Source organism: Pseudomonas sp. IT-P253, from assembly GCF_949768125.1.
GTDB lineage: Bacteria > Pseudomonadota > Gammaproteobacteria > Pseudomonadales > Pseudomonadaceae > Aquipseudomonas.
Genome location: NZ_CATKPT010000011.1, coordinates 167,109 through 181,289, shown reverse-complemented (window position 1 = coordinate 181,289; position 14,181 = coordinate 167,109). Strand labels below are relative to the sequence as shown.

The following is a 14,181-nucleotide window of genomic DNA, read 5'->3' as shown; positions in this document are numbered from 1 at the left end:
GGGACTGATTTTTGTGGGAGCGAGCTTGCTCGCGATAGCGGCGGTACATTCAATAATGAGGTGACTGACACTCCGCTATCGCGAGCAAGCTCGCTCCCACAGGGGATTTATGGTGGGGCTTACAGCGGGGCGGGCTGGATGATCTCGACCCAGTAGGCATCCGGGTCTTTGATGAAGGCCAGGCTCTTCATGCGCCCGTCATTCAGGCGTTTCTGGAAATCGCAGCCCAGCGCTTCAAAGCGCTCGCACGCGGCGACGATGTCCGGCACCGAAATGCAGATGTGGCCAAAACCGCGCGGCTCGGTGTTGCCGTTGTGGTAGGCGAAATCCGCGTCATTCTCGGTGCCATGGTTGTGGGTCAGTTCGAGAATGCCCGGGATCGACTTCATCCATTGCGTGCGCGTAGCGGCGTCGGCCGGGATCTGGTTTTTATCGACCAGTGCCAGGAAGTACAGGCTGAATTCGGCTTCCGGGAAGTCGCGTTTTTCCACCAGCGAGAAACCGAGGATGCGCGTGTAAAAGTCCAGGGACTTGGTGATGTCCTTGACCCGCAACATGGTGTGGTTGAAGACGAACTTCTGGGTGGCGGTGTCCGGTTGGGCGGTGACGCCCGGGAAGGTGTTCAAATCGTGCAGGCTCATGGGCCCTCCGGAGGTAATGGGGCTAACGAATGGCAACAATGATACGCAAGGGCTCTGACATCACCAAACCGAAAGCGACGGCTATTGCCTGACGGGCGGGCGAGGCTCAGACTTTACGGCTTAATCCGTGAGTGTTCATTGCAATGATTCGATTGTCCAAATCGCTGTTCGCCCTGATGTGCGTGCTGTCAGGTATCAACAGTGCTCACGCAGACGCGCCCATCGTGACATGGCCAGAGGGCTGGGTGGTCGAAGCGGTCGCGCCCGATGACGCCAAGCCAGAAGTATCCCGTCAACGCGCCGTGAAAACCGATCAGGGTGGTACGCCGGTAATGGTGATGGAGTTGACCATGACCCAGGTGGAGAGTGGACATCAAGTGAACCTGCAAGGCGTCTTGCTGGAGATGCGCAAGTCGGTGCAAAAGGGCTTTTTTCAAGGCGGCTATCAAAGTGTCTGTAACAAAATTCACGAGACTACCCTGAGCCGCTTATCGGCGCTGGAAACTACCTGCACGATCACTCAAAACGGAAGGCATGTGCTCTCGCAAACATTGGTCGCTGCGGTGGATGCCGATAAGGCCTATGTTCTTTCGTACGCGGGGCAGGCCGAGGTTTATAAGGCAAGTCAGGACGAAATTGAGGCAGCACGTAACAGCTTGAAACTTTAGTTAAAGATTTTTCGTGGTCGTGATTTTTCTGCGGGTTCTGTAGTTTTTAGATAGCCAAAAGGATTAAGTACAAAGTTAGCCAGCAAGTAGCGAGTTGATCGGCAATCTTCGTTGAATTTAGAGGGTTTCCATGAAAAAGCCCTGCATTGGCAGGGCTTTTTGGGGGGGCGCGATTGCTTAGCCACGCAGCCAGGAGTCAACGGTAGCTGCACCGTATTGTTCCTTCCAGGCTTTCAGGCCGCGATGGTTGCCACCTTTGGTTTCAATCAGTTCACCGGTGTGCGGGTTCTGATAAACCTTGACCACGCGAGCGCGTCGGGTTTTAGGCGCAGTAGCGTGTTGCAGACCGGATTTTGCCGGGTTCGGATCGAGAATGGCGATGATGTCGCGCAGGCTTTTGCCGTAGGTTTTCATCAGCCCCTGGAGCTTTTCTTCGAATTCGATTTCTTTCTTGAGCCCGGCGTCGTTCTTCAGCGATTCCAGCTGCTTGAGCTGTTCTTGAAGGGCCTTTTCAGCGGCACGAAATTCAGCGAGTCTGGACAATATCTTTACTCCAATAGTGTGTTTGGCTGATACCAACCGCAAACAAAGCTATAAGCCAAGAGCCTTGAAGCGACCCGGTGATAATGGCTCACCTGCCAATCTAGCGCAGGCATGAAAAATTGTAGTAGTTAATTGGAAAAGAGTAAATCCTGACCTTTTCTGCATGTAACGGTAGTAGTGTTTTGATTCAAATGGGTGCGCCGTTTCGTTGTCTTGTCGCTTAAGGCGCTAGTTAATGGTGGCTTAATGCTGTAATGAATTCTGCGCCACGCATTGGACGGCCAAAGAGATAACCTTGCAGGAAGTTCACCCCGTGAGCGGTCAGGTAATCACTCTGCTCTTGGGTTTCCACGCCCTCGGCGACAATACCCAGATCGAGTTTGGCGCAGAGTTCGATAATGGTGTCCAGAATGTGCCGGGAGAGGGCGTCGGCACCAATCATGGCGACAAAACTCTGATCGACTTTCAGATAATCCACGTTGAACTGACGCAGATAACCCAGGCTCGAGTGTCCCGTGCCGAAGTCATCGATGGCGATCATCACGCCGAGCTCATGCAGCTGCTCGAACAATTGGTGGCTGATAGCGGTGGGCACGATGAGTTCGCGTTCGGTCAACTCCAATACCAAGTGAATGGAGCCTGGTGCGAAGGCACTCAGGAACTCGCGGCAATCTTCGACCAGTTCAAGGTCTTTGCAGTGACTGGCGGTGATATTGATACCGATATGAAACGGCCCGTCGAACGACGTAGAGAGCGGCCCTAGCAAGGCTGCGGTTTGTCGCATCAATGAGCGGGTCATCGGCACGATCAGCCCCGAGTGTTCGGCAAACGGGATGAACAGGTCCGGGCGCACCAGGCCTTCCTTCGGGTGATTCCAGCGCATCAGGACTTCGGTCCCGGACCATTTTTTGCTGTCGCCATGGACCACCGGTTGAAAATACGGAACGAACTCGGCGGCTTCCAGCGCACGCATCAGTTCATGGCTCGGCGACGACGAGCGCTTCTGCAGAAAATGCCCGATAAAGCCGGAAATCACGCCGAAAAAAATCAGCAGGCTGAACAGCGGCGGGTACTCACTGCTCATGTAGCGCCAGGTTTCACCAGCGGGAAATCCTGCGGCCACGTTGAAGGCATAACGTGAGGATGTCCGTGAGCTTGGCGCCACCGGGAAGGCGGGCAGGGCGCCTTCGTGGAACGTTGTGTCGGCTGACAGCGAATGGGGGCCGACTTGCAGCACCAGCAATGTGTTGCGGCCAATGAGGCGCAGGACGTTACTCAGGTGATAACCGTCCAGCGTACTCAGCGCCGCCTGTTTTCCTTCACTGAGCCGGTACACCAGCAACGCGGTATCAGGCGTCACCAGGTTGCCCTTCATCAACAACAACCCGCCTTGGGTGTAGTCGCCGGCACTGATTTTTTCCTGGTAATCACCAAACAAAGAACTGCAGTAGATGGTGTTGTCCCACACCAGGCTGGTCGACCGCACAAACGGACGGCGGGTGACTTGTTCGCGCAACGCAAGCTGTACGTCGTTGCAGTTCTGGCCGGCCAGGGGCAGCAATTCGCGCGCAGCCTGGGCGTTGTTGTCGAGCATCAGTTCGAACTGGCGGATGGCGGCTTCGGCAGTCTGCTCGCTACTGTGTTGGAGCGTGCGTTCTGCTTGCAGGTAGAGAATGGCAAACCCCAGCAGCACCGGGAGCAATCCGCTCAACAGTGTCACCGCGCTCCTGATCCTGCGTTTGCGGCTGGTGTTGACGCTCAGTGGCATTGACGAAACCTGTCACGATGAAAGAGGGCTCTCAAATGCTGGCAGGGCGAGTCGCCTCCCAAAAGAGTTCAGGTACGGGCCATGATAGTTGGCCTTTGCTGCCTGTGTCGTTCAAACCCCTTGCGCGAGCAGGGAAAAAGGGGATTTGATACAGAAGACGGACAAATTCATTTACGCTGTGTAGAATCCGGTTACGCATACAATAATAAGTGACTTCTGGCAGCAGACGTCTCGCCCCCAAGGGCCTTGGATCGACAATGAAGAGTTTTGGGTTTCAATTGATCTACGGTGACTTCCTCGCCCGCAGCGTGAGGGGCATCTCCTGTGCGCCACCCGCCGGTCTCAGCATTGCTAGTAACTAACGTTCCGTTATTTCTAAAAAAGCATGATGAGGCGCCAACCATGGCAGATTTATACGAAAACCCAATGGGCCTGATGGGCTTTGAATTCATCGAATTCGCATCGCCGACCCCCAATACCCTGGAGCCGATCTTCGCGATCATGGGCTTCACCAAGGTCGCGACCCACCGCTCCAAAGACGTGCACCTGTATCGCCAGGGCCAAATCAACCTGATCCTCAACAACGAACCGCACAGCGTGGCTTCGTACTTCGCGGCCGAGCACGGCCCGTCGGTGTGCGGCATGGCGTTTCGGGTCAAGGACTCGCAAAAGGCCTACAAGCGTGCGCTGGAACTCGGCGCCCAGCCGATTCACATCGAAACCGGCCCGATGGAACTGCACCTGCCGGCGATCAAAGGCATCGGCGGTGCGCCGCTGTACCTGATCGACCGTTTCGGCGAAGGCAGCTCGATCTACGACATCGATTTCGTGTTCATCGAAGGCGTCGACCGCAATCCTGAAGGCGCGGGCCTGAAGATCATCGATCACCTGACCCACAACGTGTATCGCGGTCGCATGGCCTACTGGGCCAACTTCTACGAGAAGCTGTTCAACTTCCGCGAGATCCGTTACTTCGACATCAAGGGCGAATACACCGGCCTGACCTCCAAGGCCATGACCGCGCCGGATGGCATGATCCGCATCCCGTTGAACGAAGAATCGTCCAAGGGCGCCGGGCAGATCGAAGAATTCCTGATGCAGTTCAACGGCGAGGGCATCCAGCACGTGGCCTTCCTCACCGATAACCTGCTGGACACCTGGGATCGCCTGAAAAAAATCGGCATGCGCTTCATGACCGCGCCGCCGGACACCTATTACGAAATGCTCGAAGGCCGTTTGCCCAACCATGGCGAGCCGGTCGATCAGCTGCAAGCGCGCGGGATTCTGCTGGACGGTTCGTCCGAGTCGGGCGACAAGCGCCTGCTGTTGCAGATCTTCTCGGAAACCCTGATGGGCCCGGTGTTCTTCGAGTTCATCCAGCGTAAAGGCGATGATGGTTTCGGTGAAGGCAACTTCAAGGCACTGTTCGAATCCATCGAACGCGACCAGGTTCGTCGTGGCGTGCTCTCGACCGATTAAGCGCGTTCAATTTACGTAGGAGCGAGGCTTGCCCGCGAAGCTTTTAGCGTCATCAAAGGCCCCTTCGCGAGCAAGCTTCGCTCCTACATTGGTTTGCGGTGTTGCCGAACGAGATGCTTGAACCCCTCAAACATCAACACCAGCACTGCCATCCAGATCGGGATATAGGTCAGCCATTCACCGGACTTGATACTTTCCCCCAGCAACAGGGCGACGCCGAGCAAAAGCACTGGCTCGACATAACTCAACAGCCCGAACAGACTGAACGGCAACAGCCGGCTGGCGATGAGGTAGACCACCAACGCTGACGCACTGATCACGCCGAGCACCGGGATCAATAGCGACAACCACGGATGCTGGTTGAACACACCAAAACCTTGTTCGCCACTCTGAACGAACCAGAACGCCACGGGCAACATCATTGCCATGTCCAGCCACAACCCACCGAGGTTGTCCGTCGCCAGACGCTTGCGCAGGACGAAATAGGTCGGATAACCAACGCAGACAAGCAAGGTCGCCCAGGAAAAACCACCGACCTGATACACCTCGTTGATCACACCCAGGCAGGCGAACACCACGGCAACTTTTTGCAAATAGGAGAGGCGCTCGCCATAGGCGATCCGTCCGGTCAGGACCATGGTCAACGGCAGCAGGAAATAGCCGAGCGACACGTCGAGGCTATACCCGTTGAGCGGTGCCCACATGAACAGCCAGAGTTGCACGCCGAGCAGGGCCGAGGAGGCGATTATCCCGCCGATCAACGTCGGTTGGCCGCCGACCCGGCGCAGTAGATCGACCACACGCCTCCACTCCCCGGACACCACCATGAACACGGTCATGCAGGGCACGGTGAGCAGCATGCGCCAGCCGAAAATTTCCACGCCACTCAACGGCGTGAGCAACGAAGTGTAGTAATACATGACGGCAAACAGCACCGAGGCTGTGACCGATAAAGCGATTCCTTTAGACAAACTGCCCTCGCGAGGTTGAACGTAAAACGGGCGCAGAGGATACGTGGTTTTCGAGCTGAATATTGACCAACGTCTGCCAATTGTAGGGGGTAGGAGCGAGCTTGCTCGCGATGGTGGGTCAGCTACATAGTTGTCAACTGACACACCATCGCGAGCAAGCTCGCTCCTACAGTGGTTTTGTGTTTTTTCAGGTGTTGTGCGGTTTGCGGCCGGAGACAAAATGGCTCACGTCATTGAACCCCGGCGTCGACGCGTGCCCCGGCGTTACCAGCGAATCGATAAACGCCTCGTCCTCGGCCGTGATCGTCACCGCCTGAGCCTTAGTGTAGGCATCCCATTGGCTTTCGGTACGTGGCCCGACGATGGCTGAAGTCACCGCGCTATTGTTCAACACCCAGGCAATCGCGAATTCGACGATGCCCACACCACGGCCTTGGGTGTACTGCTGGACTTCCTGGGCAATACGCAACGATTCGACGCGCCATTCGGTTTCCAGAATGCGTTTGTCGGCACGTCCGGCGCGGCTGTCGGCGTCAGGCTTCACATCCGGCGCGTACTTGCCGCTGAGCACGCCGCGCGCCAGCGGACTGTAAGGCACCACACCGAGGCCGTAGTTTTGGGCGGCGGTGAGCTGTTCGGTTTCGGCCTGGCGGTTGACGATGTTGTACAGCGGCTGGCTGATCACCGGCCGGTCGACACCCAGCTGGTCGGCCACCCGAATGACTTCGGCGATGCGCCAGCCACGATAGTTCGACAGCCCCCAATAGCGGATTTTGCCTTGGCGAATCAAATCGCCAATCGCTGATACCGTGACCGCAAGCGGCGTGTTGTGGTCTTCGCGGTGCAGGTAATAGATGTCCAGGTAGTCGGTGCCCAGACGCGTCAGGCTGGCGTCGATGCCATTGAAAATATGCTTGCGGCTCAAACCGCTGCGGTTCGGCACGCCATCCACCGGCCCGAAACCGACCTTGGTGGCGAGCACCCATTCGTGACGATGACTGGCGATCGCTTCCCCGACGATTTCTTCGGAGCGGCCATTGGTGTAGACGTCGGCGGTGTCGATGAAGTTGATGCCCTGGTCCCAGGCCTTGTCGATGATCCGCAGGGAATCTTCGGTGCTGGTCTGTTCGCCGAACATCATGGTGCCCAGGGTCAGGGTGGACACCTGCAAACCCGATTGACCCAGCGTGCGGTAGCTCATGACGAAATCCTTTTGCCGGTTGGAAAGGCACAATCAAATACCAGAACGGCAGCGTGGGGCAACCCGAAATATCAAACACCCCGAATCAAAGTTGTGGGAGCGAGCCTGCTCGCGAAGGCGGACAGACAGTCAACGCCGATGCGGGACTTATCGTCGCTGTCTCGGGTTTTGTGAGAATGAACAATAATCCTCCGTGCCTCTTGTGAAACAGCCCGGCGTTATTGTTTATATCGGCTGGCAGCATGAACGCATTGGAACTGGAGAACTCGTATGAAAATCGTCATTGCCCCCGATTCGTTCAAAGACAGCCTCAGCGCTCAAGGCGTAGCGGACGCGATTGCGCGCGGTCTGGCTGAAGTCTGGCCCGATGCGCAGTTGATCAGATGCCCGATGGCCGACGGCGGTGAGGGGACCGTCGCGGCGGTGCTCGCGGCTTGCGGTGGCGAACGGCACCAGGCCGAGGTGTGCGGACCACTGTGCGAAACGGTCATTGCGACGTGGGGCTGGTTGCCCGACAGCCACACCGCAATCATCGAAATGGCCGAAGCCAGCGGGTTGCAATCGGTTCCGGTCGACCGCCGCGATGCCTGCATCAGCAGCACCTTCGGCACCGGTGAACTGATTCGTGCGGCACTCAATGCCGGAGCGCAGCGGGTGATTCTGGCGATTGGCGGCAGCGCCACTAACGACGGCGGCGCCGGGGCCATGCAAGCCTTGGGCGTGAGGCTTCTCGACGCGCAGGGCCAGGCACTGGAACCCGGCGGCCTGGCACTTGCGCAACTGGCCCGCATCGATCTCGACGGCATCGATCCGCGTCTGGCCACGGTGCGTTTCGACATCGCCGCCGACGTCGACAATCCACTGTGTGGCCCTCACGGCGCGTCGGCGATTTTCGGTCCGCAAAAAGGTGCAACGCCTGCGCAGGTCGAGCAACTGGATCGGGCCCTCGGGCACTTTGCCGATCATTGCGCGAAAGTGTTGAAAAAAGACGTGCGCGACGAACCGGGCAGTGGTGCGGCAGGCGGGTTGGGGTTTGCCGCCAAGGCGTTTCTAGGCGCGCAATTCCAGTCCGGGGTGGACGTGGTGGCGGAACTGGTGGGCTTGGCAGAGGAGATCGAAAATGCCGATCTGGTGATCACCGGTGAAGGCCGTTTCGACGCACAAACCTTGCGCGGAAAAACACCGTTTGGCGTCGCAAGGATTGCCAAACAACACGGTGTGCCGGTGATCGTCATCGCCGGTACCTTGGGTGAGGACTATCAACAACTGTATGCCCACGGCGTCGATGCCGCGTTTGCCCTGGTGAGCGGGCCGATGACACTGGAACAGGCCTGCGCCCAAGCGCCGCGCTTGTTGCAAGAACGGGCGACAGATATCGCCCGGGTCTGGCGGATGGCCGCCCGCACACTCTGACATCTACCGCTATCCCTGTAGCAGCTGCCGAAGGCTGCGTCCGGCTGCGTAGCAGCCGTTTAGACAGACCGTCAGGCGACCGCTTCGCGCTCGAACGCAGCCTGCGGCAGCTGCTACAGGGTTTGCGAAGCGCTCGTTACTCAGGCGGGTCGACTTGATCCAGCACCCGGTTCGCCGTGATCTCCGCCAGCATGATGCTGTTGGAAATGCCCAGCAGGGCGTTGCGCGAGCCACCGTCCAGCAGATCCACCAAGTGATGGACCATCACATCGACTGAGGCCAGGGTCTCGACCAGGTAAACCATCAAGGTTTCGGTCGTGGCCTCTGGGTCGACGGTAAACAATGTGCTGGGTGTTCGCGGCGTGGCTTTGATGTCGGCGGTCGAGGGGAAGTGAAAGTCGAGGGCGCGTTCGGCAGCGTCGTTGAGTTTGTTTGAATCGGGTTCGTACGGAGAGACCGGATCGGTGTCCGGCGGGTTGGGTGAAGGCTTTATCATATTTCGTGCTCCAAAAACGTGGAGCCGTCACCGAGTCGCTGCTAAACGAAGGGTGGCAGCTGTGCGCAGGTTAGCAGACCGGGGAGACACGAAACCGGCGCGCCCGAAGGCGCCCTGCGCACAGCTACCATGAAGTGCAGGCAACGAAATGACCTGACTGTCTGGAATGCAAATGCGCTTCGTATCACCATGGGCTGCTAAACCCGATCACTGACAATCAGTGACGCGAATCAAGTTACCGGGCGACCCCAAGGCGCACAAGCCGGCGGATTCTGGCGTAACCGTAGGCAATGACGCAAGGTCTTGTAGCTTTCATGAAGTAACCCTCAGCGCTTTTAAACAAACGCTCTCCGCCGATGTTTAAGGGCCGGGTTCACGCCGTCTCCACAACGCGAAAATCTGCAGGTACCTGTCAACTTTGACAGTTACGCAGTTGCGAAAAAAGCTGTCTACTTCTCCCCAGCGCAGAACGACGGGATGCGTTTGGGTAGTGCCCGGCAGTATTCGGTCTGCTTTTCGAACTGAAGCGCCATGGAAAGTCCTGGGCGCCGGTAGTGCATACGGAGAGCGACAACATGGCTGGTTCAGATAAAAAAGAGCGCAAGCTTGCTTCAGGCGAACCCACATTCGGCGGGACACAGCCGCTGGAGGTCCAGGACCCGGACGTTTCGCATTTTGTGATGCCCGGGAATCCACCGGGGCTGATTCCCAGGGCAGCACTTAACGCAGATCAAAAAACCACGATCACCGCATGGAACGGTGCGCTCCCACCCAATGGACGTACCGACACCGTCAGGCTTCAGATTACGCGCCGGGGCAGCAACGAATGGACGACGCTTCCCCCGGAACAATCCTTTACAGGTGGCGATACTTGGGTGCCTCTGGTATTTACCATCCTCAGCACGTTCTTTCTGAAGACCGAAAACGAAGGTGCCTTCGACCTCAGATACGAGCATGAAAACTATCTTGGTGTGACCGATTACTCGGGACGCGTACCCATCCATATCGACAAGGTCCCGCCCAATGGCGCGACACCTCCGACCAAAATGGTGTTTGCGGTCACCGCTCCCATCACCGATGCAACGTTTGGCACGAATGATTTTCTTGAGGCCACTATTCCGATGTGGACCGGCGACCTACTCGACGCTCAAGTCGCCTTCGGCTGGTTGAAAGGTGAGCTGCCCGAGGACCCTGGCGATATTGACCTGATCGGTCCGGAGTCAATTGCGCCTGGCGAAAAGGTAAGAATTCCTAAAGACAAATTCATCGCGGCAGGGGACGGCCTGTGCTGTGGTGGCTACGTCCTCATCGACAAGGCCGGCAACATCAGTGCGCTGTCTCTGTATGAACTTATGTCTGTGGCGCTCGGCCTCTTACCTCCCGCGCCATTGCGCAAACCCACGGCGGCGGACCCCACCGGCGGTGAGTTGCTTCGTGAAGACATTTTGAATGGCGGCGTTTTGGTCAATGTACCGCACGTCACTAATGGCAAGTCCACCGACACCCTTGTTATCAAGTGGAAAGATCAGGAGCTTAAACCCGGGACACCTGTCGGCGCTAACCCCGCCAACGGGATCGATATCTTTGTGCCATGGGACATGATTCTTTCCGCCTATGGCAGCGCGACGGGGGTTGTAGACATTCCGCTGAGCTACACGGTGCTGCGTGGTGTAGAGCCTTTTGCCTCGGACATCGAAACGGTGAAATGCAACCTTTCTGTCGCGGGGCCGGACAACCCGACCCCGCTACCCGGCAATTCGAAGCTGGAGAAGGTCACGATTGTGGGCAAGTCGGGGGTCGATGACGTATTGATCGACACTGATGAAGACGAGGACATTAACGCAAAAATAGAACTCGTCGCGCCGCTGAAAAACGGTGATTCCTATCAGGTCATGTGGAACGGAACACCTATTGGTGATCCCTATGTCATCGATGTCGCCGACGACACGGTGGGGGACACAATCGAGATTCCGCTCGACTGGGACGTGATCCGCGACGAGGGCCCCAGCGCGACCCTGCCGGTCTGGTATGTGCTGACCAACCCTGCCCACGTCAACCCGCAAGAGCCCGACCCGCGTACGTCGGTCAAGATCGATTTCCTGGTTTTCACCTTGCCGGAAGCTGTGCCTTTGCATACCAACTCGGCCGGGATCGTGACCTGTAATTCATTACGCTGGGATGCCGGAAAAACAACGTACGGCATTGAGTACAGAATTCCACCCAGCGGCCTGCTCAAGGGAGGCGACGAAGTCAACGTTGTGTGGAAGGCCTACACGGATTTTGATAACCCGACCGAGGTGACTTCAGCCGAGAAAAAACACACGTTCACCGACATCACCGACGCGCAGGCTAGAGACGGGATTGTCTGGCTCATCGAACCCTACGCCACGCACGTGCTGCCCACCTGGTCGAAAACATTGCCGTTAGGCAAGGGCGAAGTGACTTACACCATCACGGGTAAACCCGCCTCATCAGATCCCACCAACACCGAAGTCGGTTTGTCACAGGGCGAAGGGAGTTGCAACATTCCGCCTGCTCCAAACCCTTGAACACGCACATGTACAAATAACGCCAGCCAGTAAATGCGCGTCGCGCTGACGCGCGTTTACTGGCACCTGACTCTTATGTTTCCGAAGTGTCTGTCGGATAAGTCCTACATACGACAGGAGCAACGATCTATAGCCTGCGCCGCTTTCTATCCTCGCTCGCCAATGGTGTCTTTATGTCTAAAGGTCAATTGTTCAAGTTGCATCCACTGTCTCGTGCTTTAAAAATTTTTTCCGTCGCGCCGTTGTTGCTGTTTTGCGATTTGGGTTACGCCAGAGTTCTGGTGCCCGAAGAGGTCCTGGCGATTGACGCCAACACGAAGCAGGATAACTACGTGCTCAATGGAGCGTCGACCTTGAATGCCAATGGCGCCCTGACCCGTCAAATCATGGTCAATAATTCGACCTTGAACATGCAGGGCAGTACCGTACAGGCAACGGGTGCCACTGGCGTTCTGTTGAATGCGGGGCGAGCGGACATATCTGCGAACACCCATATCACCAGTGATCGGAACGGCCTGGCGGTCAGTCGTAATGCCACGGCCACTCAAGGCTCCACCGCAATAGTGAGCGACAGCTTTATCAATGGCGGGACATCCGGCGCCACAATCACTGGCTTAAGCAACTTGACACTGTTGCGCACGGAGGTCACCGGTGCCAAAGCGATGGGTTTGAATATATTCGGCGGAACGATCACGGCTACAGACAGCACAATCACGGGTAACGCCAGCGGGATCGAAATCAATGGCGATCCCTTGGTCAACGCGCCCGCGACGTTGACCTTGAATCACTCGAAGGTCGAAGGCCGCAATGGCCCGGCAATTCTCATCGATACCCTGGAGGTCGGTCCGGTCCAGGCCAATATCTCGGTGCTCAATGGCACAACCCTGACGGCCGGCAATGGCATCCTGATGGACGTGCGCAATGGTGCCGAAGGCAATTTGCGAGTCGGCAGCAGCACATTAGTGGGCGATATCGTTGCGGACGGAAACAGCACTGCCAATGTGCAGCTGGAGGACTCCGCCACCCTGACCGGTCGCCTGCAAAATGTGCAAAACCTGGGAATCAACAGCAATGCTCGTTGGGTCATGGTCGGTGATGGCGAGGTGCAAAACCTGATCATGAACGGCGGTGGTATCCAGTTCGGCAACCCGGGCGAATTCTTCAAGTTAAACGTGGAAACGCTGTCGGGCACTGGCGGTACGTTCTTCATGCACACCGACTTCCAGACCGGCCAGGTCGATACCCTGACCGTTGCCGGGGCGGCCACTGGCAATCACACTGTTGCGATTGACTCCAGCGGCTCGGAGCCTCGGGGTGCAGGGGCTATTCCGGTTGTCCACATCGGGTCCGGTGATGCGACGTTTTCGCTGGCCGGTGGCGCTGTGGATTTGGGCGCCTTTTCTTACGACCTGATCCAGCATGGCAGCAACGACTGGTATCTCGATACCGCCTCCCGTGTGATCAGCCCGGGAACCCAGTCGGTGATCGCGTTGTTAAATGCGGCGCCGACCGCCTGGTATGGCGAACTCAGCACCCTGCGCAGCCGTATGGGTGAAGTTCGCATGGACCACGGCAAAGCTGGTGGCTGGATTCGTGCCTACGGCAACAAATTCGACGTCAACGCCAGTTCGGGCGTCGCTTACCAGCAAGTCCAGCAAGGCCTGTCGTTCGGTGCCGATGCGCCGTTGCAGATGGGTGACGGGCAGTGGCTGGTCGGTGTGCTGGGGGGTTACAGCAAGTCCGACCTGGACTTGAGCCGTGGTACTAGCGGCACCATTGACAGCTATTCCCTGGGCGCCTACACCACCTGGCTGGATGAGCCGACCGGCTACTACTTCGATGGCGTGCTCAAGTTCAACCGTTTCCAGAACGAGTCCGATGTACAACTGAGCGACGGCAAGAAAACCAAGGGCAATTACGACAGCAATGGCGTCGGTGCCTCCCTGGAGTTTGGCCGTCATATCAAACTGGCCGATGACTATTTTGTTGAACCTTTTACCCAACTGTCGGGTGTGATTATTCAGGGCGAGGATTATGACCTGGATAACGGTTTGTCCGCCGAAGGCAGTCGCACCCATTCACTGTTGGCCAAGGCCGGGGCCACCGCCGGGCGTAACTTCAAGTGGGATGACAAGGTGGTGCAGCCCTATATTCGCGCCGCTTATGTGCACGAGTTCGCCAACAACAATGAAGTGAAGGTCAACGACAACACCTTCAACAACAACCTCTCGGGTTCCCGTGGGGAGTTGGGTGCCGGTGTGGCCATGACGCTGACTGACAAAGTTTCGATTCATGCCGATTTCGACTACAGCAATGGCGACAAGATCGAACAGCCGTGGGGTGCCAATGCCGGTGTGCGTTATAGCTGGTAAATGACAACCGTGGAAAATGTGCAGGCCATGACAATGGATACGAAGTGATTTCGTGATCATTCCCGCTACTATGCTTGAGT

The 14,181-nt window shown here is 57.2% G+C and carries 11 protein-coding genes; 5 read left to right on the top strand and 6 right to left on the bottom strand.

Translation table 11 applies throughout. The annotated features are described in order from the left end of the window. Window positions 1–119 precede the first annotated feature (119 nt). On the bottom strand, window positions 120–641 hold the full coding sequence (gloA, locus tag ACM6IR_RS06610; protein ID WP_414906951.1) for a lactoylglutathione lyase: 522 nt from the start codon (window positions 639–641) through the stop codon (window positions 120–122). Window positions 642–784: 143 nt separating this feature from the next. Between gloA and ACM6IR_RS06605 the strand changes: the two genes are divergently transcribed. After that, window positions 785–1,309 (top strand): DUF4946 domain-containing protein, encoded by a 525-nt coding sequence (locus tag ACM6IR_RS06605; RefSeq protein WP_414906950.1) that lies wholly within the window; start codon window positions 785–787, stop codon window positions 1,307–1,309. Window positions 1,310–1,486: 177 nt separating this feature from the next. On the opposite strand, the gene ACM6IR_RS06600 is transcribed toward ACM6IR_RS06605, so the two are convergent. Further along, window positions 1,487–1,852, bottom strand: a complete 366-nt coding sequence (locus ACM6IR_RS06600) for a histone-like nucleoid-structuring protein, MvaT/MvaU family (protein WP_201119813.1) — start codon at window positions 1,850–1,852, stop codon at window positions 1,487–1,489. A gap of 232 nt (window positions 1,853–2,084) precedes the next feature. Beyond that, complete coding sequence (locus ACM6IR_RS06595) at window positions 2,085–3,620, bottom strand: EAL domain-containing protein (RefSeq protein WP_414906949.1); 1,536 nt, start codon at window positions 3,618–3,620, stop codon at window positions 2,085–2,087. Between the two features lie 402 nt (window positions 3,621–4,022). Between ACM6IR_RS06595 and hppD the strand changes: the two genes are divergently transcribed. Further along, window positions 4,023–5,099, top strand: a complete 1,077-nt coding sequence (gene hppD / locus ACM6IR_RS06590; protein WP_414906948.1) for a 4-hydroxyphenylpyruvate dioxygenase — start codon at window positions 4,023–4,025, stop codon at window positions 5,097–5,099. Window positions 5,100–5,182: 83 nt separating this feature from the next. Here the strand turns inward: hppD and rarD are convergent, their stop codons facing one another. Next, window positions 5,183–6,070: an EamA family transporter RarD gene (gene rarD / locus ACM6IR_RS06585; protein ID WP_414906947.1), complete on the bottom strand. Its 888-nt coding sequence runs from the start codon at window positions 6,068–6,070 to the stop codon at window positions 5,183–5,185. A gap of 187 nt (window positions 6,071–6,257) precedes the next feature. Continuing rightward, a complete protein-coding gene (locus ACM6IR_RS06580) occupies window positions 6,258–7,271 on the bottom strand; it encodes an aldo/keto reductase (RefSeq protein WP_414906946.1) in 1,014 nt (337 codons plus the stop codon). Between the two features lie 270 nt (window positions 7,272–7,541). Here ACM6IR_RS06580 and ACM6IR_RS06575 point away from each other — a divergent pair, with 270 nt between their 5' ends. Next, the gene (locus tag ACM6IR_RS06575; protein WP_414906945.1) at window positions 7,542–8,684 is read left to right on the top strand and encodes a glycerate kinase; all 1,143 of its coding nucleotides are present in this window, start codon (window positions 7,542–7,544) and stop codon (window positions 8,682–8,684) included. A gap of 136 nt (window positions 8,685–8,820) precedes the next feature. Here the strand turns inward: ACM6IR_RS06575 and ACM6IR_RS06570 are convergent, their stop codons facing one another. After that, window positions 8,821–9,180, bottom strand: a complete 360-nt coding sequence (locus ACM6IR_RS06570) for a DUF6124 family protein (protein WP_414906944.1) — start codon at window positions 9,178–9,180, stop codon at window positions 8,821–8,823. Between the two features lie 575 nt (window positions 9,181–9,755). On the opposite strand from ACM6IR_RS06570, the gene ACM6IR_RS06565 reads away from it, so the two are divergent. After that, window positions 9,756–11,729, top strand: coding sequence for a hypothetical protein (locus ACM6IR_RS06565; protein ID WP_414906943.1), 1,974 nt, complete (start codon window positions 9,756–9,758; stop codon window positions 11,727–11,729). Between the two features lie 173 nt (window positions 11,730–11,902). Beyond that, complete coding sequence (locus ACM6IR_RS06560) at window positions 11,903–14,101, top strand: autotransporter outer membrane beta-barrel domain-containing protein (RefSeq protein WP_414906942.1); 2,199 nt, start codon at window positions 11,903–11,905, stop codon at window positions 14,099–14,101. Window positions 14,102–14,181 lie beyond the last annotated feature (80 nt).

Coding starts and splice junctions, on each gene's coding strand:
- ACM6IR_RS06560 (WP_414906942.1), top strand. CDS start 11,903: ATGTCTAAAGGTCAATTGTTCAAGTTGCATCCACTGTCTCGTGCTTTA.
- ACM6IR_RS06570 (WP_414906944.1), bottom strand. CDS start 9,180: ATGATAAAGCCTTCACCCAACCCGCCGGACACCGATCCGGTCTCTCCG.
- ACM6IR_RS06575 (WP_414906945.1), top strand. CDS start 7,542: ATGAAAATCGTCATTGCCCCCGATTCGTTCAAAGACAGCCTCAGCGCT.
- ACM6IR_RS06565 (WP_414906943.1), top strand. CDS start 9,756: ATGGCTGGTTCAGATAAAAAAGAGCGCAAGCTTGCTTCAGGCGAACCC.
- gloA (WP_414906951.1), bottom strand. CDS start 641: ATGAGCCTGCACGATTTGAACACCTTCCCGGGCGTCACCGCCCAACCG.
- ACM6IR_RS06605 (WP_414906950.1), top strand. CDS start 785: ATGATTCGATTGTCCAAATCGCTGTTCGCCCTGATGTGCGTGCTGTCA.
- ACM6IR_RS06595 (WP_414906949.1), bottom strand. CDS start 3,620: ATGCCACTGAGCGTCAACACCAGCCGCAAACGCAGGATCAGGAGCGCG.
- ACM6IR_RS06580 (WP_414906946.1), bottom strand. CDS start 7,271: ATGAGCTACCGCACGCTGGGTCAATCGGGTTTGCAGGTGTCCACCCTG.
- hppD (WP_414906948.1), top strand. CDS start 4,023: ATGGCAGATTTATACGAAAACCCAATGGGCCTGATGGGCTTTGAATTC.